Here is a 21797-nt window from a genome sequence, read left to right on the forward strand (position 1 = left end):
CCATCAGAGCGCGATTGCGGCCCCATCAAAGCCCCATCAAAGCCCCATCACAACATCGCCATGCCGCCGTTCACGTGAACGGTCTCACCGGTGATGTAACCCGCCTCACGGCTTGCAAGGAATGCGCAGGCAGAGCCGATGTCGTCGCCCTCGCCCATTTTGCCCATGGGGATTTTGGCGTTGATTGTCTCGGTTTGCTTTTCGTCGAGCGCCGTTGTCATCGCCGTGCGGATGAAACCGGGAGCGACACAGTTTGCGGTGATCCCGCGGCTTGCAACTTCCTGCGCAAAGCTTTTGGTCATGCCGGTAAGCCCTGCTTTGGCCGCGCAATAATTCATCTGGCCCGGATTGCCGGTGTGGCCAACGACGCTTGTGATGTTGATGATCCGGCCAAAACGTCCCTTCATCATCGGGCGAGCAGATGCGCGCATCAGGCGGAAAGCAGCCTCAAGATTGACCGCGATAACGCTTTCCCAATCCTCATCCTTCATCCGCATCGCCAGACCATCACGCGTAATGCCGGCGTTGTTTACGAGGATATCGATCCCTCCCAGCGTATCAAGCGTTGCAGGGATAAGCTCATCCACCTGGGTTTTATCAGACAGGTTGCAAGTGATCTCGACGTGATCGCCCGATTCTGGCGATCCGACTTCCGAGATCAACTGTTCGCGAAACGAGCGCAGCTTGTCTCCGTTGGAACCTGAAAGCGCCACACGTGCACCTTGTTTGGCAAGAGCGATCGCAATCGCCGAACCGATTCCACCACTTGCGCCCGTCACCAGCGCGTTCATTCCATCCAATCGAAACATTGTCGGCTCCTCACCAATCAAAATAATAAATCACAGCGTCTTCGCGCTCGTGCTTGAAGCCCTGATAGAGACCATTCGCCGCATCATTATCCGGTTCAGTCCCCAACCAAATCTCTTCAATGCCTGCCTCATCTGCCCTGTCAAAAACAGCCTGCACAAGTCTGCGCGCTATCCCTTTGCGACGCCAATCGTCCCCTGTGCCGATCTCGTCAAGGAAGAGTTCGGTGGGTTTATCAGGATGATTGTGGATGACGGCCATCACCATGCCGACAACAAGGCCCTCGTGCAGGGCCAGGCACATCCAATTCACCGGTTGTGCCAAATAGGCAGAAAGCCGCTCGGGGTCTATCGCGTGATCGAACACTCCTGCGGCAGTATTGCCAAGCAGATGCGCGTTTTTAGAAGTTATCCAAACAGCTTCCAGCTCACGGTGCAAAGCTGACCCTGCGGGCTTCCCGGATTCGGCCATCAGACATGTCTCCCTCGACAATCTCATAGCCCATCAGCGCAAAAATGCGATTTCCCATAAAGATCGGCCGCGCATTGCCATACCAATCGACGCAACTGGCGATGCAGGCATCATCCACCGCATCTTGGGTGCGTGCAGCCAATTCACCCGCTTTTGAAAGCTTCCGGTCGTCGCGGCGAAGGAAGGCAATCGCAGATCCGCTGCCAAGGAATTCTGCGCCATCGCGCTCCAACCGCCGGGTGACAGGCAATCCAAGCGTGCCCGACAGCCCCTCTGCGCTGCCCCGATCAGGTTTGAAGAAAAACGCCTGACTGCGGGTTTCGCCCTCACCTGCTGCTGCCAGCATATAAGTGTCCTCAAGCGACGCCTTGCTCGCCAGTTTAAGCGAGCTGAAACCCAATGCACCATCGCTCGATGGGCCGACCACGATGCCGTCTTTGCCCATTTTGTCGAACCGGGTGACGCCGTGCGGCATAGCGATTTCCTGCACATCGCTGCCATTTAGCGGCACGGCATAGACCATAGCGGTCTCGTCCTCGCGGCCATATCCACCTGCGGCATAGAGCAGGTAATCCCCGACAAAGCGGTTGTGGAGCCGCCATCCTTCGGGCTCTGGCAATTTGCGATAGTGTTGGCGCACCAACATTCCATTGCCGCTTCCGAACGCGTCAAAAGGAACGCTTGCAAGCGAGACATTGCCCGCCGAAAACTCGCTTGCCCACATCCCATCACCATTGCCAACCTCACGCAAAGCCACGCGCAGAACGCCGCCGTCTGCATCCTCGGCAAAGGAGAACTGATCAATGGGCGAGCCCGCCACTTGAACAGAACCGGGGCGCGATCCGTCGAGGGGGATGCGGTACAATTGGCCCGGCGTGCTCGATGAGCCTGTCCGCCAACCACTGCGCGCAAGTCCCGTCCAGGCATAGACCGCCTCGCGCGAGACATAGAACGCATGGCTCCATGTGCCAGCAATGGCTGTCGCAGAGCAGTCGAACTCTGCGGCCGCCACATTACAGCGCGTGACCGTGTGAAGAACATTCACTTGGAAGCGCCCGCTGCGATAGGGCGCGGCCACAAGGAAATCTTCGGGCTTCACCAGCACTTCGCCCTCATCCACGCCGTCCTTGCGCATAGCGGGAAGCGAGGCGTCCAAATCGTACCAATTGGCATAAACCGGCGTGTAAAAAATCAGCTCATCACCGATCAGACGCGAGGCATAATTGGACGACGAATAGTAATCGCCAGAACGCATATAATGCGTGTCGCGATACGTGAACTTGCCATCATCAGAGATGTCGAAGCGATTGATCTCAGTGCCAAAATCGCCGTAGGAATAACCGATCACGATCACCTGATTGCCGCGCACCAGCATTTCGTCATACCACGTGTTGCCGGGGTATTCCTTGCTAGGGGGAAAGGCGTTGGCGGTGTCGACGGGTTCAAGCGCGCCCCCGCCTGTGCGCACAGTGAAAAGCCGCCCTCGCCGCAGGACAACAAGGTAATCGCCAACGTTCTTGACGATGCCACCTTCATCGACGCCCGCTTCCTGCGTGTTGGTGATGCTTTCGTTTTGAGCGGCGACAGAATCTTCGCTTTCCGCTAACATTGCGGGCGCACTCGCTTCTGAAGCCATCCCTTCATACCGCCGCCGCCCGCGCTCTTCGAGGTCCCGCATTCGTTTTACGAAGGCTTTGAGCTCGTCCTCGCTGGCAAAGCCGCTCAGGCCTTGCGCATCGCTTGGTGTGCTCAGTTTCAGGTCACGCGGCGCATCGTCAGCCAAAGCCACAGTGCCAAGCGCAACCGCGCCGATGCTCGTGAAAGTCAGACAAAACGCGAGTGCAGAAGCCTTTTTCAGCATGAAACCCCTCCTTGGCCCAAGTGGCAAGGATCATGCTGCATTTGCCCAGCTTAACGCAGGGTTACGCGTGGGTTTTGGCGAAGGTTTCGAGGTCTTCCATAGTGATTAGGCTGGTGGTTTCAGCCTCGCCGGCAATTTTGCGGATCATGGGCGAGAGGACTTTGCCGCCAAGCTCGACGAAGTGCTCCACTCCATCTGCGTGCATCGCAGCAACGCTTTCGCGCCAACGCACACGGCCCGTCACTTGGCTGACAAGCAGGTCCTGCTCCTCAGCCGGATCGCTCACTTTGGCAGCGGTCACATTGGCATAGAGCGGCAAAGCGAGCGCGCCCGGAGGTGTTTCGGCAAGCGCCTCTTTCATGCGGTCGGCCGCTGGCTGCATGAGCGAGCAATGGAATGGGGCAGAAACCGGCAGCAAAACGCCGCGCTTGATCCCGTGCTCTTTCACCAGCGAAACCGCACGCTCAATCGCTGCCTTGTGACCAGAGATCACGACTTGGCCCGGATCGTTGTCATTGGCGACTTCGCACACTTCGCCTTCAGCCGCCGCCTCGGCAAGTGCAGTCGCTTTGGCAATATCTGCACCCAGAAGCGCCGCCATAGCGCCCACGCCTACCGGAACAGCGGCCTGCATCGCAGAGCCACGCAGTTTCAACAGACGCGCCGTGGTCGAAAGGTCAAACGCGCCCACTGCACACAGAGCCGTGTATTCTCCCAGCGAGTGGCCCGCCACACAAGTAGCCGCATCCTCCAGCTTTACCCCGAACTCAGCTTCAAGCACACGCAAGGTCGCAATCGCATTGGCCATGATCGCTGGCTGCGCATTTTCGGTAAGGGTGAGCTGATCCTCAGGTCCCTCAGCCATGATCGCAGAGAGCTTGAGGCTGAGCGCATCATCGACCTCTTGGAACACCTCGCGCGCAGCAATGCTGGCTGCGGCAATATCCACACCCATGCCCACTTTTTGGCTGCCCTGCCCCGGAAAAACGAACGCTTTCATGCAAAATACTCCTCTTACCGCGCGCCGTTACGAAGACCCGGCGGGACCTGCAAGCCCGAAAGGCACAACCCTGTTGGCAGCTGTGTGCCCGATCTCGGCCCGCCCAAGGTAGGGAATGCCCGCCCGCGCGCACCAGAACTTGGCGATTTCCTCTTCGGTGGAGCCAAAGGGAATGTCGTTTTCCGGAATATCCGTCACAGCGCCAAGCCTAAGGCCCGCGATGCGCGGCAAGCTTCCTGCAAGGGCGAAAAACACGCGGTCGATGGCGTAAAGCTGCTCGCTCACTTCCTCAACCATCACCACGTGCCCTGTAAGGTCCGGCATAAGCGGGGTCTTTGCCAGCATCGCGAGTGTGATGAGGTTGAAGGCTGCTGCTGGCGTAGCGCCATCAAGGCTCGCCTCTAGCCCTGAATTGTCGCCCCCAAACCACCGCAGGACGCGCCGCACGGATTCAGGGCCGCTTGAAGAACTGGCGCTGATTGGCATGGAACCATGGGCGCATTGGCCAATCCCCGCCTTGTAAAGCGCGCCGAGCAGATACCCGCAATCTGAATACCCGACATAGGTCTTTGACCGGGCGCTTGCATTCATCCGCGCAATCGCGGCCTCTGCAATGCGGTTTGAACCATAACCCCCGCGCGCAAACCACACTGCGTCAAACGATGGATCATTGGCACAATCCAGCAGGCCGCCCAGCCGCGTCAGATCATCGCCTGCAAAATGGCCCACACGCTCAAAGCATTGATCGTGGAAGGTCACTTTATGATCGGGAAACTCAGCCTCGACCAAAGCTTCCAACGCGCTTGCGTGATCGCGGGTGATCGCTCTTGCCGGTGCACAAATCGCAATATTTGTCATGAAGCCAGCCTAGGGCGCTTGTAACTCACGTGGCAAGCCCATAACCATGCTTCCCATGAGTGGAACAGTGGATGACGCGGCGCAGACAGGTCCTTTGGGGATGCGTCCTTTCTTTTTCTGCGGAATCGGCGGTTCTGGAATGCTGCCGCTTGCCCAGCTTGCGCAAGGTTTTGGGCACGAAGTCGCAGGGTCTGACCGGTCCTATGACCAGGGCCGCACGCCCGAAAAATTCCAATGGCTTGCCGAAAATGGCTTCACCATGTTCCCGCAGGACGGAAGCGGTGTAGTGTCCGCCAACCAGACGCTGATCGCTTCTGCCGCAATAGAGGACACAGTGCCCGAAGTTGCCCGAGCCAAGGAATTGGGTTGCAAGCGGATGACGCGCGCTGAACTGTTGGCGGAGCTTTTCAACGACGCGGGCTATTCCATCGCGGTTGGCGGTACGTCTGGCAAAAGCACTGTTACAGGCATGATCGCCTGGATTTTGGCCGATCTGGGTCACGACCCAACCGTGATGAACGGCGCGGTGATGAAAAACTTCGTTGATGAGGCAAACCCGTTTGCCAGTGCGCGGGTGGGTAGCCCGCGTATATTCGTCAGCGAAGTGGATGAAAGCGATGGCTCCATTGCGCTTTACCGGCCCACAATCGGCGTGCTCTTGAACGTTAGCCTTGATCACAAGTCGATCGAGGAACTGCGCACTTTGTTTGGCAATTTTTTATTTGAGGCAGGCTGCGCCGTCATCAATATGGATGACGAAGAATCGCGCTTTCTTGCTGGCCGTGCAACGCAAAAGGTCACTTTTGGCATTCACCACCAATCCGCCAACATTACGGTTGAGCCTGAAAGCATTGAGCAAGGAGCGTTGAGCATCCGCGCGGTGCTGCTCGACAATCGCTCGAAAGAGGTCTTTCCGCTAGACCTCCCCATGCCAGGCCTTCACAATCTCGCAAACGCATTGGCCGCAATTGCGGCGATGAGCGCTGCGGGGATTGAAATCGCTCGCTCAGTTTATGCGCTCAGCCGGTTCAAAGGGCTTGCGCGGCGGTTTGATGTTGTGGGCACCAGCCCCTCTGGCATCAGCGTTATCGACGATTTTGGCCACAACCCAGAGAAATGCGCTGCCACCTTGCGTACCCTGAAAGCAACCGAAGGCCGCGTGATCGCTTTCTTCCAGCCGCACGGGTACGGCCCATTGCGCCAGATGGGCGATGAGCTTGCACAGACTTTTGCGCGCGAGCTTGGCGATGATGACATCACGATCATGTGCGATCCTGTTTACTTTGGCGGAACAGTGGACCGCAGCGAAGGAACAGAGCGGATCATCAAGCTGATCGAAGACAACGGCGGTTCCGCCGAGCACATTGCAACACGCGAGGCTTGCGGCGACCGGATGGTGGAACTGGCCCGGCCCGGTGACCGCATCGTTATCATGGGCGCGCGCGATGACACTTTGAGTGCGTTTGCAAAGAGTGTTTTCGAGCGGCTGAAATGACGATTTACCGCCTTGCCGTGCGCCATGCGCAACTGATGCTGTTCGCAACGCTGGCGGCATTTATGTTTGTGATTACGATCGACAAATGGTTGGGCCATTCGACTTGGGCCTTCGCTGTCGCGGTGCTGCTCTTGATCGTGGTCAATGTGCGGATCAGACTCTTCAACTGCCCCAAATGCGGCAAGAACCTGTTTTTTCGAGGGTCCCTGATCGTGCCTTGGCCAAACAAGACCTGCGGTCAATGCGGGGCGGATTTGGATGAGCCGGGCTAAGGCGCGCCTGCTTTTTCCTTTGCAATTGCAGCTTTGTAGGCGTCCCTTGATGTCAGCCTTTCGCGGTATGCCTTAAGCGGCTCTGGTATCCGCTCATCCAGCCCGACCGATTTGGCCAAAATCAACGCATAGCCCACACAGATATCGGCCACGGTAAAACGGTCCGCGCACAGATATTCACGCGTCTTCAACCGCTGTTCAATCTTCACCAGCCGCTTTTCAAACCAATTGGCATAGGCGTGGCCAGCGTCCTCCCAGCCCTTATGCTTCTCGAACAGGGCAAATCGCATATAGACCGTCTGGGGAAAAGTGATCGTGGCGTCGGCGTGATAGGTATAGTCGAGATACTCACCGTAATCTGCTTCGCCCGGCTGAACGATCAGAGCGTCCGCTCCGCCCTTTACCGCCAAGTAATGCGCAATCGCGCAGCTTTCGGTCATCTGCGTTTCGCCATCAATCAACATAGGGATCGTGCCGAGCGGATTTGTCTCAAGATATTCGGGCGCTTTGTGGCGCGGCGGGAATGGAAGCATTCTGAGGTCGAGCTCAACCCCTGCCTCTTCGGCTACCCAGGTACAACGTTGGCCGCGCGAGCCTGCGCAGGTGTAGAGGATGGGCGCCCCCTGTTGATCTTGAGCCATCAATGCGCCCCCTCATAGCCGATGACTTTGTGCAAGACGAAAGCGATCACCGCTCCCAGCGCGAGGCCGATGACCCCTGAAATCGCGGCATAGGTGACCCAGCCAACCACACCCGAAAGCGCGCCTGTTGCGCCTGCGACCGCGTATTCGGCCCCGTGGGCAATATCATAAAGGAGGTGGATACCCACCTCATGCGTGCCGTGGACGATAATACCGCCACCCACCCACAACATCGCAATGGTGCCGATAAAGGACAGGGCAATGAGCAGTTTCGGCATGGCTCGAAGCAGGAAGACGCCGAACCGGCGAACATTGGTGACTTCGCTTTCGCGCAGCAATCGCAGGCCCACATCGTCCATCTTCACAATCAGCGCCACCGATCCGTAAACCGCAACCGTCACCACAAACGCAACCAATGCAAGCCCAAGCCCGCGTTCCCACCAGGTGGGCAGATCAAGCTCGTTCAAGGTGATCGCCATGATCTCAGCAGACAGGATCAGATCGGTGCGAATGGCGCCTGCGATGCGTTGGGTTTCAAAAGCCTGCGGATCGGCGATTTCATCCTCGACCGTCTTGCCGTGCTTTGCCCCGCCCAGCTTCTCCATCACCTTTTCCGCGCCCTCGTAACACAGGAAAGCGCCGCCCAGCATCAGGATCCAGATAATTGCTTGCGGCAAGAATTCGGAAAGCAGAATGGCACCGGGCAGCAGAATGATAAGCTTGTTGAACAAGCTGCCCTTGGTGATCGCCCAGATAATTGGAAGTTCGCGTGAAGGGGAAAGGCCGGTCACATAACTTGGGGTCACCGCCGCATCGTCGATCACGACACCTGCGGTTTTCGACCCCGCTTTGCCCGCTGCCACTGCTATATCGTCAACCGATGCCGACGCTGCACGCGCAATCACCGCGACATCGTCAAACAGCGCCACTAATCCTGATGGCATTTTTGAACCTTCCTTATAAAAGCGCTCATGCCATGCCCCACAGTGTGCGCAAGGCCAAGCTCACAAAGCTTGCATTCCCCATCAAACTCGGTATGTGCGCGCATCCCCTGTTGATAAGGGGATACAGAAGAAAGCCGGAGGGGCCCTGCAATCCCGCAGACAAGCCAGCGATCGGCATTACAGTGTAAGGACGTGGATATGGCTCTTTATGAGCACATCTTCCTCGCGCGTCAGGACCTCTCGCAGGCCCAAGTTGACGCGCTGGCGGCCTCGGCGACCGAAATCGTCGAAGCGAACGAAGGCAAGGTCACCAAGACCGAAACATGGGGCCTTAAATCCCTCGCCTACAAAATCGACCGCAACCGCAAGGCGCACTTCGTCATGCTCAATATCGACGCGCCTGGCGCGGTTGTTGAAGAGCTCGAGCGCCAAACCCGTATCAATGAAGACGTCATCCGTTACATGACTATCCGTGTTGAAGAGCACGAAGAAGGTCCTTCGGTAATGATGCGCAAAAACGAGCGCGATCGTAAGCGCCGTTCAGACCGTGAGGAGCGCGACTGATGGCCCGTCCTTTCTTCCGCCGCCGCAAGTCTTGCCCGTTCTCAGGCAAGGAAGCCCCGAAAATCGATTACAAAGACGTGCGTCTGCTGCAGGGCTTTATGTCCGAGCGTGGCAAGATCGTGCCTTCGCGCATCACCGCCGTCTCAGCCAAGAAGCAGCGTGAATTGGCCAAAGCCATCAAGCGCGCACGCCACATCGGCCTGCTTCCTTACATCGTGAAATAGGAGAAGAGCACATGGATATCATTCTTCTCGAACGCGTCGAAAAACTCGGCTCGATTGGCGATGTCGTCACCGTCAAGGATGGCTATGCTCGCAACTTCCTTCTTCCACAAAAGAAGGCCCTGCGCGCAAACGATGCCAACAAGGCTGTGTTTGAAGCCAACCGTGAGCGTCTTGAAAAAGAAAACGCCGAAAAGCGGACTGAAGCAGAATCCGCTGGTCAAAAAGTTGCAGGCGCTGAGGTTATCCTCATCCGTGCAGCATCGAACACCGGTCAGCTTTACGGTTCGGTCAACGTCCGCGACATGGTCGCCGGCCTGACTGCACAAGGTCACGAAATCGACAAGAAACAGGTCATCATGGGCGCACCGATCAAAACGATCGGTATGCACGATGTGACCGTTGCTCTGCACCCGGAAGTGCATGTAATTGTGAAAGCAAACGTTGCCCGCTCTGACGATGAAGCCGAGCTTCAGACCCAAGGCGTCGACGTTCTTGCGCAAATGTTCGAAGACGAACAACGCGAGATCGAAGAAGCAGCGGCCGCCAACACACGCGATCCAAGCCTTGAGCCTGGCGAAATTCCCGAGGAGCTCTTCGAAGAAGGTGCTGCTCCTGAGGAAGCTGCCGAAGGCGACGACGCTGAAGCGACTGGGGAGAGCGAAGGCTGATCGCCTTGGCTTACCACAGGACCCAATTAAAGGGCGCGAGAGTCACAAGACTTTCGCGCCCTTTTTGTAAAAGGGGCCAAAGACCCTTAGATGTAATGAAAACAACAACGGACAAAACTATATGACCCCAATCCCCACTATCCTTGAACAATTGCAGCAGCACTACGACCAGGCCGTCACCGCTTTGCGCGAAGACGTCATCGCCTTTGGAAAAAACGGCACCATACCGCCAGAGCGCAAGCGCCACGATGGCTCTTACGCCTATCCCCAGCTGACATTGCATTATTCAGGAGTGGGCGACCCCCAGGATCGCAGCCGCGCGTTTGGCCGATTGGAACTGCAGGGAACCTACACAACAACAATCACACGGCCCGATCTGTTCGCGGCCTATCTCGAAGAGCAACTCGGGCTCATTGCAGCTGAGTACGAGATTGACGTGACCGTCAGCCGGTCGCGCCAGGAAATCCCCTTCCCATACGTATTGGACGGCGAAGCGGGCGCCGCGATGCAGGGCATTGCCCCGCAGGATATCGCACAGCATTTCCCTTCGACTGACCTTTCGCTCATCGGGGATGAGCTGGCGGATGGGATCGAATTTGACGAAAACGCTGACATGCCATTGTCGCTATTCGATGGCCTTCGCACCGACTATTCGCTCGCTCGTCTCGCGCACTACACCGGGACCAAGGTTGAGGACTTTCAGGACTTCATCCTTTTCACAAACTACCACCGCTATGTCGATGAATTCGTGAATTGGGGCGCACAGCTGATCGGCAAAGAGAGCTACACGGCTCTCAAAGGGGCTGCTGGGCTCAATATCGAAGAATGCACAGACAATGCGCAAGGCCAGCTCAACGACACCGCTTGGCGCAAACACCAGATGCCAGCCTATCACCTCATCCGAGAGGACGGGAAAGGCATTACCCTTGTCAATATCGGTGTGGGGCCGTCCAATGCAAAGACGATCTGCGACCACCTGGCGGTCCTTCGCCCGCACGCCTGGATGATGATCGGCCACTGCGGCGGAGTGCGCTCGAGCCAGAAGATCGGCGACTTCGTGCTTGCTCACGCCTATTTGCGCGATGATCATGTGCTGGACGGTGTGCTTCCTCCAGAGGTGCCTATCCCGCCGATTGCAGAGGTTCAGCTGGCGCTTGCAGGCGCAGCAGAGGCCGTCTCAGGCGTCCAAGGGGCAAACATCAAACAGCGGATGCGAACCGGCACGGTTGTCACCACCGATGACCGCAATTGGGAACTCCATTACTCAACCTCCGCCAAGCGGTTTTCGCAAAGCCGCGCGATTGCGGTCGAGATGGAAAGCGCCACCATTGCTGCTCAGGGATATCGTTTTCGGGTGCCTTATGGCACGCTGCTATGTGTTTCGGACAAGCCGCTGCATGGCGAGATCAAGCTGCCGGGTCAGGCCAACAAATTCTATGAAGAGGCGATCGCTGCCCACCTTCAGATCGGTTTGGAAGCGTGCAAGCATCTGCGTGATGAAGGCGACCGTTTGCACTCTCGCAAATTGAGAGCGTTTAACGAGCCTCCATTCCGCTAGGAATTTGTGGCGGACCGCCCAGTAAAGCGGTCTGCCACCATAGCGACAATCACGCCAATGAACGCTGCCATAAACGCAGCGATTTTGATCGGCTGCATGAAGGCTGCGATCCCGGCCAGGGTGTCGCTGCCTTCGCCTTGCAGCAATTGGATGAACTGCGAGATGGTTTCGGTGTAATCGGTGATGCCGAACACTATGGCGGCCGCGCAAATGAACAGTCCCAAGAAGCGCAGAACACCGCGCCGCTTCGTCGCAAATTCGCGGCCTGCCAGGTAACTTCCCAAGGCATAGATCCATATCCATGCCAAATCTGCCATCATGGCGATAATCGCTAGGCTCAGGACCCCGCCTTCGCGCCATTGGGCCTGAATTTCGTCCACGCGGCTTGCCGTGCCGGCGGCTTGGTGGTCGATGATGCCAAAGGTGACGTCGCCTTGCGTGATTGACGCAGACGCAGCCATCACCAGAGCAAAGACCGCAAGGCTGATCAGCCACATTCGTATGCTGATTGTCTCATTCATTGACCCGCCCCCGAACGTCACCTGTTAGTTCATGAAAAACTCGACGAGAGCATCGCCAAAAGCGCCATCGGCAACGCTGCTCATATGGGTGCCCGGAATTTCGCGGTAACGACCATCGCGAAGCGCCAATGCCAACTCTTTGGCTGAACCGTTGTCCTGATCCTTATCCCCGCAAATGAGAGCTGTTGGCATAGTGATTTTGGCAAGGTCCGCGCTGTTCACATCGTCCACCGCGCCCAGCAAAAGGCGAGCGGCCTCACGGTCAATGCCCATCGTTTTCATGAAAGACTTGGCCATAAAGGCCCGATCACCGCGCTTGATTTCATCAAAACGGTCGATGGCATCGATGAAAAAGGCGGACCGGTTCTTCCAACCCGATAGCCCCTGCAAACCCATCCCGCACAGCGCCAAACGGCGCGGGGCAAGGCCGTCAATCACGCCCTTGGCACAGGTACGCGCTCCCAGAGAAAATCCCGCCAAATCGTAATCATCAAGCTCAAAATGCGCGACGAGCGCAGCCAAATCCTTGGTCAGCACACCAACAGGATAGTCGCCTGCATGATGCGACTTTGCGCTTGCCCCATGCGCGCGAAGATCAGGCATGATGACCTGAAAACCAGCCTCGACCAGCTTGGCCGCATGACCAAATTTGATCCAGTTCATTTCGGCAGAGGAAAAGAGCCCATGCACAAGCACAAGCGGGCGCCCCTCGCCCATGACTGTGACCGCCAGCCGTGCGCCATCGAAACTTGAAAAACTTGAGGCACTCACCGCTTAACCAGTCCCTTTTGTTCCATGCGCCATTTGGCCATGTCCACCCGGTCCTGACCAAAGAAGGGTTCGCCATCGACCACCAGAGTGGGCACGCCCCAATGGCCCGCTTCCTCTAACGCTTTGGTGTTGCCTGCGATCTCTGCATCCAGCGCGTCCGCATCGGACGCTGCTTCAGCCTCTAGCTCGGTAAAGTCGAGGCCCGCCCGCGTCGCAGCGCCCGCCAAGTGATCGCCCTCGTGCCAATTGTCGGTCGAACCGTCCCAGATGATCCTGGCTACTTCGGCGGCAAATTCCAGGCCCCTGCCCCGGCGCGTTGTGGCCTGCCCCAAACGGCAAATACGGAAGATATAGGGCTGGTCTTTGGCAATGTCGCGGGTTGCAATGTCCTGAACAATCGGATCAGGGCGCGGCCAGCGGAAGGGAATTTTCAGCATCTGCGCTGATCGAAAAGAATCCATAAAGATATAGCGAGGAGCCGCCGGATTGCCTGTAAAAAGCAGATCGGGATCGCGCACCGCGATCGGTAGAACCGTGCGGAGCGTAATGTCGAGATCATACTCGCGCGCCATGTCCCGGTACCGTCCCACAGCAAGATAGGAGTAGGGTGAGCGGAAACTGAAAAAGAGGTCGGCTTTGATTGTCATTCCGCAAGCCTAACGCCAATTGCCGGAAAAAGCACTGTTACCTGAAAAAGCATTGGGCCCCTGCATAAAGCATGCTGACAGCGCCGGAATCGACAAATCCACCCATTGTGTTGCTAAGAGCAAATTCCTCACCCAAGGTGCTGCCTTCAATCGGGGTATAGCCCGTGGCAGCCGCAAGATCATCGGCGGCCATCCCAATTGTGACGTCAGCATCGATCTGGATATTTTCCCCTTCGCCTTCGGGCGCAGAGCCTATGTTCCAGCCCACGAGCGAGCCTGACTGAAAATTCAGCGTCAATTCGCCGGCATAGCTGGTCATCTGCATGGGCCCTGCCCCGCATTCTTCGATCTCGTTGCGGCTGACAGGTTCGCCCAGCACCTTTGTGAGCGCGGTTTCGACCTCATTGCGACCCGCTGCGAAAAAGAAACTCTCAGCGCCCGCAACCACGCCTTCGCCGTGGAGCGCGACAAGACCCTCATCGACGGTATCGACAGGGATATCCCCTGCCATGCGGTCCGCGGGCGAAGGCACCTGGCCACTGTCACACGCAGCAAGCGCCAAAACCATCACACCCAAAGCAAGCCTACGCATAGTTACTCCTCCTGTTTCGAGCGTTCTATCATCCAGATCGCAAAAGCAGCGATAAGAGCACCTGCAAACGCCAGTGCCATATCTTTTTGTGCGTCCCAGATATCGCCTTGCTGACCATTATAGGCCTCAACATTGTCAGGCGCGAGGAGGATGGACAAAAGCCACTCAAAAATTTCGTAAATGGCGCTGATACCCATGACAAATTCGACGCCAACATAGAGCGCAAGCACCTTGGTCACGCCCACATAGCGGCGCAGGATTTCCGCCACCGGGAGCACCATGAGAAGGCCAAAGCTGAAATGGACGAGGCGGTCGTAGTGGTTGCGATCCCAGCCCATGATTGTGCTCAGATCGCTTCCAAAAAGCGCCGCGACCCACGCATCATAGGGAGTGTTGGTATAGGTATATCGCCCGCCCAGCGTGTGCAGCGCAAGGAAGGCAAACAAAGACAACAGCGCTGCATTCGAAAGCGGCCACCGCCGCAGCAAAGCAGGCGCTGCAAGGATGACCAGCAAAGTGGGTACATGATGCAGCGGGGCGACGTGCGGGAATGGCTGATCGACCTGAGCCAATGCCAGGCCAACAAGGCCAAACCCCAAAAGCCAGCCTTGAAACTTCGTCAAATGCGACAGATAGCCCAAGCCGCGCTTAGCCTTTCTGCAAGTGGCGCCGACCCAAAAGCTCTGCGATTTGCACGGCGTTCAAGGCTGCGCCTTTGCGAAGGTTGTCGGAGACACACCACAGCGCAAGGCCGTTCTCAACCGTTGGGTCTTCGCGCACCCGGCTGATATAAGTGGCGCTGTCCCCCGCAGCTTCGACCGGTGTGACGTAGCCTTCGTCTTCGCGCTTATCGATCAGCATGATGCCGGGCGCCTCGCGCAGGATTTCCTGAGCGCGTTCAGCCGTCATCTCATGCTCGAATTCAATGTTCACCGCTTCTGAGTGGCCCACAAACACGGGGACCCGCACACAGGTTGCGGTCAGCTTGATCTTGGGGTCGAGAATTTTCTTGGTCTCGACCATCATCTTCCACTCTTCCTTGGTCGAACCATCGTCAAGGAAGACATCGATGTGAGGGATCACGTTGAAGGCGATCTGCTTGGTGAATTTCGCAGGCTCTACCGGATCACCGACGAAGATCGCGCGGCTTTGTTCGAAAAGTTCATCCATCCCCGCTTTGCCTGCGCCGGAGACAGACTGATAGGTCGAGACGACAACGCGCTTGATTGTCGCTGCATCGTGAAGCGGCTTCAGCGCCACAACAAGCTGCGCGGTGGAGCAATTGGGGTTCGCGATGATGTTGCGCTTGGCATAACCGTCGATCGCATCGGGGTTCACCTCTGGCACGATCAGGGGCACGTCAGGGTCCATGCGATAGAGCGAGGAATTGTCGATCACAACACATCCCGCAGCCGCCGCCTTGGGCGCATATTCCTTTGCCGGGCCAGACCCAGCAGCGAACAGAGCAATATCCCAGCCAGACCAATCGAAATGTTCAATATTGCGGCATTTGAGCATCTTTCCGCTGTCGCCGTACTCAACCTCAGAGCCGTGGCTGCGCGAGGATGCAATGGCGGCGATTTCGTCAGCGGGAAACTCGCGTTCGGCCATGATCTGCATGACTTCACGGCCGACATTTCCGGTCGCGCCGACGACTGCTACACGGTAGCCCATTCTGGTATTCCTTCACATCAACTGGGTTGCGCCGCCAAGATGGTCGGCTAGCACCATTCCACAAGATCATCTCTGGGGGAGATTTCATGGCTGCCGATACACAGGTTTGGCGACAAAAGGCCAAATATTTCGACTTTCAGGGGTATCAGATTGCCTATTGGACATCTGAGAATACGTCTGCACGCCCTTTATTGCTCGTACATGGCTATCCGACCTGCGCGTGGGACTGGGCGAGCGTGTGGGATCAATTGTCGCAAAAGCACCATCTGATCGCCTGCGATATGCTGGGATTTGGGCTCTCGGATAAGCCTGGCTCAGGGTACTCCATTCACAAGCAAGCGGACATCCAAGAGGCTTTATTGGCGCATCTAGGCATAACCGAGTTTGACGCGCTTGTGCATGATTACGGGGTGTCGGTAGGGCAGGAACTGCTTGCCCGGCAACAAGACGGATCCGGGGCGGCGGGGCTTGGCAAATGCGTGTTCCTTAATGGAGGCATCTTCCCGGACCAACACCGCCCAGTGACAATGCAGAAGATCGGCGTATCGCCCATTGGGTTTGTCCTTGGCCTTTTGATGAACCGTCAGAGGTTCGGGAGCAGTTTCAGCCAAGTCTTTGGCCCGCACACAAAGCCTTCGTCCGGTGAGCTAGACCAATTCTGGGAGTTTATCGCACACAATTCCGGCAACCGGATTATGCACAAGCTGCTTCACTACATCGCGGATCGGCGTACGCACAAGGAGCGCTGGGAGGCCGCATTGGTGGGCGCTGAAAGTAAGATCGGCCATATCAACGGCGCGCTCGACCCGGTGTCTGGCAAGCACGCTTATGACAGGTGGCGCGAAGTGGTGCCGGGGGCGCGGCACCATTTGCTGCCCACCATCGGCCATTATCCGCAGGTTGAGGCGCCCGATGAGGTGGCAGCGAAGGCGTTGGAGTGGCTAAAATCACCCTCAACGTCATCCTGAACTTGTTTCAGGATGACAGCGGCAATGAACCAAGATTAGACGGTTATCCCGAAACGAGTTCGGGATGACGACATCGTCACTCCGGCGGTGTCACCCCATGCGCCTCAAGAAAGCGGAAGATCGAGTTCCACATATGCGGTGAAATCTGCTCACCCGACACACGGTGCGTGTAGCCGGGATAGAGCATCATATCGAAGGGCACATTGTTCTCTTGCAGGACACTGATCAGCTCTGAGGAGTTTTCAAACACCACATTGTCATCGGCCATGCCGTGGATGAGCAGCAAAGGGTCGCTGATCTTGGTCGCATCGGGAATGGCGCTTGCGGCCTCGTAAGCCTCAGGCACCTCACGCGGGTCGCCCATAAAGCGTTCGGTGTAGTGGGTGTCGTAAAGCTCCCACTTGGTCACCGGCGCACCGGAAATGCCCGCTGCGTACAGCCCAGGATCGGCCTGCAACTGCTTCAGCGTCATATAGCCGCCATACGACCAGCCATAGAGCGCGATCTTGTCTCCATCGACAAAGTCCAGCGTTTTCAGGAACTCAGCCCCGGTCTTTTGATCAACCACTTCAACCCCGCCCATCGCGCGGTAGATCGGTTGTTCAAAATCCACGCCGCGATTGGCCGTGCCCCGGTTGTCGAGCGCGAAATAAATGTAGCCTTTATCGACGATGGCCTGTGCGAGCGCCCCGCCCCAGCCTTTGTCCACGATCTGCGGGCCCGGCCCTGAATAATGGTAATAGAACACCGGGTAATTCTTGCCCGGTTCCATATCGGGTTTGAGCATCATGTAATGCAGCTCAGTCCCGTCTTCAGCCGGGATAGTGCCATATTCCGGCATTGTGTGGCCAAGCAGGAAGGGCGTGTAGGGATGCTCTTGCGAAAGCGCGTTTTCTTCAACCCAGGTGAGGCGCTGACCAAGGTCGCCTGCAAGATAGCTTTGCGTGGGCTGATCGGGCGCGGAACGGCTGACGAGCATCAGCGAACCGGTTGGGTCCATGCTGGCGGTGTTGGTGTAGTCGGTGTCGGTCAGGCGCTTGGGCTCTGAGGGTCCACTAAGCGACGCGGAATAGACCTGCTCGGTGAGGACGCCCTCAACGGCGGTGAAGAAGAGTTGGTCCTTGTCTTCATTGATACCGACAAGCTTCGTCACCGGCTCTTTGAGGCTGGTAAGCTGCGTCCATTCGCTGCCGTCGAAGCGGTAGAAATTGCCAAAGCCATCGCGCTCCGACCACCACAGCAGGCTGCCGTCGGACAAGAAGCGGTAATTATCGCTAAGATTAATCCAGTATTCTTCGCGGGCTGCTTTCTCCGTGAACCATATTTCGCTCTCACCGGTCGAAGGATCGACCTTGAGCATATCGAGCACGGTCTGCTCGCGGTTCTGACGCTGGACATAGAGGTAATCGTCTGGCCCCCAGTTGACCCGCGCGATGTAAATGTCAGTGTTCTCGCCAAGATCGACTTTCACGCGGTTACCGCCATCGGGGTCCATCACGTAAAGCTCGACAATGGCGTTGTCAGAGCCCGCGACCGGATAGCGCTGATCGAAGACCTTAGTACCAGTCGCCCCAATCGCAGCCCGTGTGACGATACCAACCGGGCTCTCATCGGTGCGCTGCACCGCTAGGCGCGTGTCATTGCCGTTCCACCAATAACCAGTGAGCCTCCCCATCTCTTCCTGAGCGACGAATTCCGCTTCGCCCCAGCGGATTGTGTCATCTTCTTTCGGAGTAATCGGAGCCGCATCCCCGCCAACTTCGCCAACCCACAACTGGCGGTCGCGGATGAAGGAAACGTAGCCTGCCTTTGGCGATAGTTTGGGGTTGAGCTCGCTTTCCTCGGTGTCGGTCAGGCGCTGAACGTCGCCGTCGAGTTTTGCGAAATAGAGGTCCCCATCAATCGGCACCAGCACGCCAGAGGCATCGCTTGCCCATTGATAGGTGATAATGCCTTTGAGGCTCCCCACCCGTTCACGCTCGCGCTGCATCTTTTCATCTTCGGAGAGCTCGCGGCCTGTGCCGATTGCCTCTGAATCCACCAGCATCCGCCATTCGCTCGTCTGAAGGTCAAAGCCCCACAGGTCATAGCGCGAGGAGTCCTCAGCGCGGTTCCGCAGGAGCGTGAGATACCGACCGTCAGGCGAAAACTGCACTGCGCGCGGGCTCGGGCCGTTCAAGGAAGGCGAAGCAAAGACGCGCTCAAAAGTGAGCTCGGGTGTGGATGTCATATGATCGTCGGCCAAGGCTGTGGTGGAGAGAAGTGCGGCAGAAGCAGCGGCAAGAAACAGGCGCATCGCGTATTATACCTTCAATTGTCAGAGCATTGTTCGAACGCTCAGCTACGTGGCGTTGTTCCTTGCAATGGCTGACCTCAAACGCAAGCCCTGGAAACGAAAAAGGGCGGCCCTTGCCGGACCGCCCTTTCTGATAATTCGTTCGCCTAAGCTCTTATTTCTTAGGAGCGTTTTCCCGGCGTTCTGCGATACGCGCACGCTTACCGGTGCGGCCACGCAGATAGTAAAGCTTCGCACGGCGCACAACGCCGCGGCGAACAACAGTGATGCTGTCAACGATTGGCGCATAAAGCGGGAACACACGCTCCACACCTTCGCCAAAGCTCATTTTGCGCACGGTGAAGTTGGAGCCCATGCCGCGATTTGAACGCGCGATTACGACGCCTTCAAAGTTCTGAATACGCTCGCGTTGGCCTTCAACCACCTTCACGCCGACACGAACGGTGTCGCCTGCGCGAAATGATGGAATTTCTTTGGTTACCTTGCTGATTTCTTCAGCTTCGATTTGCTGGATCAGGTTCACTGGTCCGTTTCCTTTTTCTTTCGCCGCGCGCCAGAGGCAGACTGGTCCCGAACACTGTTATAGCGTTCCCAAAGGTCCGGCCTGCGTAACCTAGTATCGGTTTCAGCCCGAGCTTTACGCCAAGCCTCCACCTTCGCATGATCCCCAGATCGCAGCACTTCGGGGATCGTGCGCCCTTCCCATATTTGAGGTCGGGTGTATTGCGGGTATTCCAGAAGGCCGTCCTCAAACGACTCTTCAGTCCCACTAGAAGCCGCGCCCATTACGCCGGGAAGCAGCCGAATGCAAGCATCAAGTATGGTGATCGCGGCTGTTTCGCCCCCGGAAAGGACGATGTCGGCAAGGCATACTTCTTCGATTTGCGGGCGAGCCTCGAACAGGCGCTCGTCAAAGCCTTCAAAACGGCCGCATAGGATGGTGACGCCGGGCCCCTTAGCGAGTTCGCGGATGCGGGTTTGCGTGATGGGTTTGCCGCGCGGCGTCATGGCGAGAACGGGAACATCCTCCCCAGCATGGGGAGGGGGACCAGACGCAGTCTGGTGGAGGGGCAGATCGCGCCCTTCCGAAAGTTCCCCTCCACCCCGAGCTTCGCTCGCGGTCCCCCTCCCCGGTCCGGGGAGAATTGAGTCGAGCGCCCGCGCCATCACATCGGCCTTAAGCACCATTCCCGCCCCGCCCCCAGCGGGAGTATCATCAACGGTGCGATGCTTGTCCGTGGTAAAGTCACGCGGGTTGACCGTCTCAAGCGACCAATCGCCGCGCTCAAGCGCCTTGCCCGCAAGGCTTGCGCCGAGGGGACCGGGAAACATCTCTGGATAGAGTGTGAGGATGGTGGCGGCGAAGGTCATCAATCGTCCGCAACAGTATGCACGCCGCGGAAAAGCCACTCCTTGGTCCATTCTGGCTCTAGCGGCTTATGCGACCAAACGATTTGGACTTCACACCCGTCGGCGAATGACCACCGATGACCCGTTACTCTGACTGTGAATGTTGGTTGTTGCGACAGGGCAAGGCATTCACGCTCTTTGGCGGTGGTATACATATTCCAACCGTACAAGCCCACGAGCACCACAAGACAAATTGCAATCACGATGATCCATGGATTTGATCTACTTCTAGGCTGCTGCAAATCTTCACTCACGCCCAATTCACCCCATCCTTCGCCCGTGTATCCACATTGAGCTCAAACACATCAGGCCGCGAATAGTGACCGTCGGTATCGAGGCTGGTGAGCCCCTGCCCGCGCTCTGATAGGTCGAGTTCGGCGTACAAAACCTCCTCGCTTTCGCCCGCTTGCGCCAGCACCCGTGCATCGGGCGCGATAATCATCGAGCCACCGCGATTAAGCGCCGCGCCCTCAATCGCCTCGAACAGCTCCTTAGCCTCGGCAGAGCCGCCTACCCGCTCCAACCCATCAAACAGATCATCGCGGTGCTGCACCAGCCCTGCGGCAAGGACAAAGCACCGCCCTTCCATCGCATAGTGGCGCGAAGCAATCGCATATTCCTCGCGCACCGTGGGCCAAGCGGCGACATGGACCGCCTCGCCCAGATTGTGCACCGCCGCGCGCGCTAGCGGCATCCAGTGTTCCCAGCAGATGAGATTGCCAGCATTGCCCCATTCCGCCTCGTGCACGCCCAAGGTCGAGCCATCGCCGCGCATCCAGATCAAGCGCTCGCCATGCGTTGGCACAAGCTTACGGTGGTCAAGCGGCGGCAGACCGGGGCGGAAAAGCAATTGATTGTTGTAAAGGCTGGAGCGAAGCCGCTCATGCGCGCCGATAGAAATGCAAGCGCCGCTCTCATCGCAAAGCTCCTGCAATGGCAGCAGGCGCTCATCCCCTGGCACAATCGCATTATCGAGCATAATCTGGTGGCACGCCTTGGTCCCCGGATGGTCCCAAAGCGCCGCGCCCGGAGCCTCATCCAGCCACAGCGGATAACCGCCGAGAAACGTCTCCCCAAACGCCACAAACCGCGCGCCTGCGTCAATCGCCTCTCGGGATAGACGCGTCGCTTTTTCAATCCCTCCGGTGAAATCCAGCGGGATCGGCGCAGCTTGGCAAATGGCAACGGGCAATTGGGTCACGTAAACGTCTCAATGTCGAATTCGGTTAGCTGGTCGAGGCGGCGTGTCACGAAATGCGCGGGCAACCATGCGACGACCATACAAAAGAACAAAAGCACGGCGATAACGCCAAAAAACTCGCCCCAACCACCAAAACTCTCGTCCGCGATCCCCACAATCATCACGGGTGAGACCATAACGAGACAACCGCTCAAGGCGGCAATCATTGTACGAACCCCGCGTGAAAACCGGCCAAGCCAGAGCTTTGTCAGAAGAACACAGCCAAGCGTCGCCGCGACCTGGATAAGAGCACCGGAAACAAGAAGGAGAATGACCATAAGGGCGTCAGAATTCATCCTTGCCCCTTAAGGCGCA

The 21797-nt window shown here is 57.4% G+C and carries 25 protein-coding genes; 7 read left to right on the plus strand and 18 right to left on the minus strand.

Features of this window, described 5'->3' with window-relative positions; all coding sequences use genetic code 11:
• Positions 1-47 precede the first annotated feature (47 nt).
• The 5 genes from fabG to EH31_RS02980 form a co-directional block, all read right to left on the minus strand.
• Positions 48-809 carry a 3-oxoacyl-[acyl-carrier-protein] reductase gene (fabG, locus tag EH31_RS02960; protein ID WP_034958864.1) on the minus strand — a complete coding sequence of 254 codons (762 nt, stop codon included), beginning with the start codon at positions 807-809 and terminating at the stop codon, positions 48-50.
• A 10-nt stretch (positions 810-819) separates the two neighbouring features.
• On the minus strand, positions 820-1278 hold the full coding sequence (locus tag EH31_RS02965) for a GNAT family N-acetyltransferase (protein ID WP_051698886.1): 459 nt from the start codon (positions 1276-1278) through the stop codon (positions 820-822).
• On the minus strand, positions 1235-3139 hold the full coding sequence (locus tag EH31_RS02970) for a beta-propeller domain-containing protein (protein WP_051698887.1): 1905 nt from the start codon (positions 3137-3139) through the stop codon (positions 1235-1237). The genes EH31_RS02965 and EH31_RS02970 overlap by 44 nt, the downstream gene beginning before the upstream one ends.
• Before the next feature lie 61 nt (positions 3140-3200).
• Positions 3201-4139: an ACP S-malonyltransferase gene (gene fabD / locus EH31_RS02975; protein WP_034957974.1), complete on the minus strand. Its 939-nt coding sequence runs from the start codon at positions 4137-4139 to the stop codon at positions 3201-3203.
• A 27-nt stretch (positions 4140-4166) separates the two neighbouring features.
• Positions 4167-4997: an LD-carboxypeptidase gene (locus tag EH31_RS02980; RefSeq protein WP_034957976.1), complete on the minus strand. Its 831-nt coding sequence runs from the start codon at positions 4995-4997 to the stop codon at positions 4167-4169.
• Between the two features lie 55 nt (positions 4998-5052).
• On the opposite strand from EH31_RS02980, the gene EH31_RS02985 reads away from it, so the two are divergent.
• A complete protein-coding gene (locus EH31_RS02985; protein WP_199796991.1) occupies positions 5053-6492 on the plus strand; it encodes a glutamate ligase domain-containing protein in 1440 nt (479 codons plus the stop codon).
• The gene (locus EH31_RS02990) at positions 6489-6764 is read left to right on the plus strand and encodes a hypothetical protein (RefSeq protein ID WP_034957978.1); all 276 of its coding nucleotides are present in this window, start codon (positions 6489-6491) and stop codon (positions 6762-6764) included. The genes EH31_RS02985 and EH31_RS02990 overlap by 4 nt, the downstream gene beginning before the upstream one ends.
• On the opposite strand, the gene EH31_RS02995 is transcribed toward EH31_RS02990, so the two are convergent.
• Both EH31_RS02995 and EH31_RS03000 read right to left on the minus strand, forming a co-directional pair.
• Complete coding sequence (locus EH31_RS02995) at positions 6761-7405, minus strand: glutathione S-transferase family protein (protein ID WP_034957979.1); 645 nt, start codon at positions 7403-7405, stop codon at positions 6761-6763. The genes EH31_RS02990 and EH31_RS02995 overlap by 4 nt on opposite strands.
• Positions 7405-8349, minus strand: coding sequence for a DUF808 domain-containing protein (locus EH31_RS03000; protein ID WP_034957983.1), 945 nt, complete (start codon positions 8347-8349; stop codon positions 7405-7407). The genes EH31_RS02995 and EH31_RS03000 overlap by 1 nt, the downstream gene beginning before the upstream one ends.
• Positions 8350-8547: 198 nt before the next feature.
• Between EH31_RS03000 and rpsF the strand changes: the two genes are divergently transcribed.
• From rpsF to EH31_RS03020, 4 genes are all read left to right on the plus strand, one after another.
• Positions 8548-8913 carry a 30S ribosomal protein S6 gene (rpsF, locus tag EH31_RS03005; protein ID WP_034957986.1) on the plus strand — a complete coding sequence of 122 codons (366 nt, stop codon included), beginning with the start codon at positions 8548-8550 and terminating at the stop codon, positions 8911-8913.
• Positions 8913-9137 (plus strand): 30S ribosomal protein S18, encoded by a 225-nt coding sequence (rpsR, locus tag EH31_RS03010; RefSeq protein WP_034957989.1) that lies wholly within the window; start codon positions 8913-8915, stop codon positions 9135-9137. The genes rpsF and rpsR overlap by 1 nt, the downstream gene beginning before the upstream one ends.
• Positions 9138-9148: 11 nt before the next feature.
• A complete protein-coding gene (gene rplI / locus EH31_RS03015) occupies positions 9149-9805 on the plus strand; it encodes a 50S ribosomal protein L9 (protein ID WP_034957991.1) in 657 nt (218 codons plus the stop codon).
• A 121-nt stretch (positions 9806-9926) separates the two neighbouring features.
• On the plus strand, positions 9927-11363 hold the full coding sequence (locus EH31_RS03020; protein ID WP_034957992.1) for an AMP nucleosidase: 1437 nt from the start codon (positions 9927-9929) through the stop codon (positions 11361-11363).
• On the opposite strand, the gene EH31_RS03025 is transcribed toward EH31_RS03020, so the two are convergent.
• Genes EH31_RS03025 through EH31_RS03050 form a run of 6 tightly spaced genes read right to left on the minus strand, consistent with a single transcriptional unit; the run spans position 11360 to position 15568 of the window.
• Positions 11360-11884 carry a hypothetical protein gene (locus EH31_RS03025; RefSeq protein WP_152553433.1) on the minus strand — a complete coding sequence of 175 codons (525 nt, stop codon included), beginning with the start codon at positions 11882-11884 and terminating at the stop codon, positions 11360-11362. The genes EH31_RS03020 and EH31_RS03025 overlap by 4 nt on opposite strands.
• A gap of 24 nt (positions 11885-11908) precedes the next feature.
• Entirely contained in the window at positions 11909-12655 is a 747-nt protein-coding gene (locus tag EH31_RS03030) for an alpha/beta fold hydrolase (protein WP_034957995.1), read from the minus strand.
• Positions 12652-13302, minus strand: a complete 651-nt coding sequence (locus tag EH31_RS03035) for a 2-hydroxychromene-2-carboxylate isomerase (protein ID WP_034957996.1) — start codon at positions 13300-13302, stop codon at positions 12652-12654. Before EH31_RS03035 ends, EH31_RS03030 begins: the two co-directional genes overlap by 4 nt.
• A gap of 37 nt (positions 13303-13339) precedes the next feature.
• A complete protein-coding gene (locus EH31_RS03040; protein WP_034957997.1) occupies positions 13340-13894 on the minus strand; it encodes a hypothetical protein in 555 nt (184 codons plus the stop codon).
• Between the two features lie 2 nt (positions 13895-13896).
• The gene (locus EH31_RS03045; RefSeq protein ID WP_051698988.1) at positions 13897-14517 is read right to left on the minus strand and encodes a DUF2238 domain-containing protein; all 621 of its coding nucleotides are present in this window, start codon (positions 14515-14517) and stop codon (positions 13897-13899) included.
• Between the two features lie 25 nt (positions 14518-14542).
• Positions 14543-15568 (minus strand): aspartate-semialdehyde dehydrogenase, encoded by a 1026-nt coding sequence (locus EH31_RS03050; protein WP_034957999.1) that lies wholly within the window; start codon positions 15566-15568, stop codon positions 14543-14545.
• A gap of 86 nt (positions 15569-15654) precedes the next feature.
• On the opposite strand from EH31_RS03050, the gene EH31_RS03055 reads away from it, so the two are divergent.
• Entirely contained in the window at positions 15655-16536 is an 882-nt protein-coding gene (locus tag EH31_RS03055; protein ID WP_034958000.1) for an alpha/beta fold hydrolase, read from the plus strand.
• Between the two features lie 76 nt (positions 16537-16612).
• Here EH31_RS03055 and EH31_RS03060 read toward each other — a convergent pair whose 3' ends face one another.
• The 5 genes from EH31_RS03060 to EH31_RS03085 all read right to left on the minus strand — a co-directional run bounded on the left by EH31_RS03060 (position 16613) and on the right by EH31_RS03085 (position 21778).
• Positions 16613-18832, minus strand: coding sequence for a S9 family peptidase (locus EH31_RS03060; protein ID WP_034958001.1), 2220 nt, complete (start codon positions 18830-18832; stop codon positions 16613-16615).
• A 154-nt stretch (positions 18833-18986) separates the two neighbouring features.
• The gene (gene rplS / locus EH31_RS03065) at positions 18987-19355 is read right to left on the minus strand and encodes a 50S ribosomal protein L19 (RefSeq protein WP_034958002.1); all 369 of its coding nucleotides are present in this window, start codon (positions 19353-19355) and stop codon (positions 18987-18989) included.
• Positions 19352-20203 carry a tRNA (guanosine(37)-N1)-methyltransferase TrmD gene (gene trmD, locus EH31_RS03070; RefSeq protein ID WP_034958003.1) on the minus strand — a complete coding sequence of 284 codons (852 nt, stop codon included), beginning with the start codon at positions 20201-20203 and terminating at the stop codon, positions 19352-19354. The genes rplS and trmD overlap by 4 nt, the downstream gene beginning before the upstream one ends.
• A gap of 289 nt (positions 20204-20492) precedes the next feature.
• Positions 20493-21443: a carbon-nitrogen hydrolase family protein gene (locus EH31_RS03080; RefSeq protein WP_034958007.1), complete on the minus strand. Its 951-nt coding sequence runs from the start codon at positions 21441-21443 to the stop codon at positions 20493-20495.
• Positions 21440-21778 carry a hypothetical protein gene (locus tag EH31_RS03085; protein ID WP_034958009.1) on the minus strand — a complete coding sequence of 113 codons (339 nt, stop codon included), beginning with the start codon at positions 21776-21778 and terminating at the stop codon, positions 21440-21442. Before EH31_RS03085 ends, EH31_RS03080 begins: the two co-directional genes overlap by 4 nt.
• Positions 21779-21797: the final 19 nt, after the last annotated feature.

This window comes from Erythrobacter longus (assembly GCF_000715015.1).
Classification (GTDB): domain Bacteria; phylum Pseudomonadota; class Alphaproteobacteria; order Sphingomonadales; family Sphingomonadaceae; genus Erythrobacter; species Erythrobacter longus.

Coding starts and splice junctions, on each gene's coding strand:
- fabG (WP_034958864.1), bottom strand. CDS start 809: ATGTTTCGATTGGATGGAATGAACGCGCTGGTGACGGGCGCAAGTGGT.
- EH31_RS03040 (WP_034957997.1), bottom strand. CDS start 13,894: ATGCGTAGGCTTGCTTTGGGTGTGATGGTTTTGGCGCTTGCTGCGTGT.
- EH31_RS03085 (WP_034958009.1), bottom strand. CDS start 21,778: ATGAATTCTGACGCCCTTATGGTCATTCTCCTTCTTGTTTCCGGTGCT.
- rpsF (WP_034957986.1), top strand. CDS start 8,548: ATGGCTCTTTATGAGCACATCTTCCTCGCGCGTCAGGACCTCTCGCAG.
- EH31_RS02965 (WP_051698886.1), bottom strand. CDS start 1,278: ATGGCCGAATCCGGGAAGCCCGCAGGGTCAGCTTTGCACCGTGAGCTG.
- EH31_RS03035 (WP_034957996.1), bottom strand. CDS start 13,302: ATGACAATCAAAGCCGACCTCTTTTTCAGTTTCCGCTCACCCTACTCC.
- rplI (WP_034957991.1), top strand. CDS start 9,149: ATGGATATCATTCTTCTCGAACGCGTCGAAAAACTCGGCTCGATTGGC.
- EH31_RS02980 (WP_034957976.1), bottom strand. CDS start 4,997: ATGACAAATATTGCGATTTGTGCACCGGCAAGAGCGATCACCCGCGAT.
- fabD (WP_034957974.1), bottom strand. CDS start 4,139: ATGAAAGCGTTCGTTTTTCCGGGGCAGGGCAGCCAAAAAGTGGGCATG.
- EH31_RS02970 (WP_051698887.1), bottom strand. CDS start 3,139: ATGCTGAAAAAGGCTTCTGCACTCGCGTTTTGTCTGACTTTCACGAGC.
- EH31_RS03000 (WP_034957983.1), bottom strand. CDS start 8,349: ATGCCATCAGGATTAGTGGCGCTGTTTGACGATGTCGCGGTGATTGCG.
- EH31_RS02990 (WP_034957978.1), top strand. CDS start 6,489: ATGACGATTTACCGCCTTGCCGTGCGCCATGCGCAACTGATGCTGTTC.
- EH31_RS03055 (WP_034958000.1), top strand. CDS start 15,655: ATGGCTGCCGATACACAGGTTTGGCGACAAAAGGCCAAATATTTCGAC.
- EH31_RS02995 (WP_034957979.1), bottom strand. CDS start 7,405: ATGGCTCAAGATCAACAGGGGGCGCCCATCCTCTACACCTGCGCAGGC.
- EH31_RS03060 (WP_034958001.1), bottom strand. CDS start 18,832: ATGCGCCTGTTTCTTGCCGCTGCTTCTGCCGCACTTCTCTCCACCACA.
- EH31_RS03025 (WP_152553433.1), bottom strand. CDS start 11,884: ATGAATGAGACAATCAGCATACGAATGTGGCTGATCAGCCTTGCGGTC.
- EH31_RS02985 (WP_199796991.1), top strand. CDS start 5,053: ATGAGTGGAACAGTGGATGACGCGGCGCAGACAGGTCCTTTGGGGATG.
- rpsR (WP_034957989.1), top strand. CDS start 8,913: ATGGCCCGTCCTTTCTTCCGCCGCCGCAAGTCTTGCCCGTTCTCAGGC.
- EH31_RS03050 (WP_034957999.1), bottom strand. CDS start 15,568: ATGGGCTACCGTGTAGCAGTCGTCGGCGCGACCGGAAATGTCGGCCGT.
- EH31_RS03020 (WP_034957992.1), top strand. CDS start 9,927: ATGACCCCAATCCCCACTATCCTTGAACAATTGCAGCAGCACTACGAC.
- trmD (WP_034958003.1), bottom strand. CDS start 20,203: ATGACCTTCGCCGCCACCATCCTCACACTCTATCCAGAGATGTTTCCC.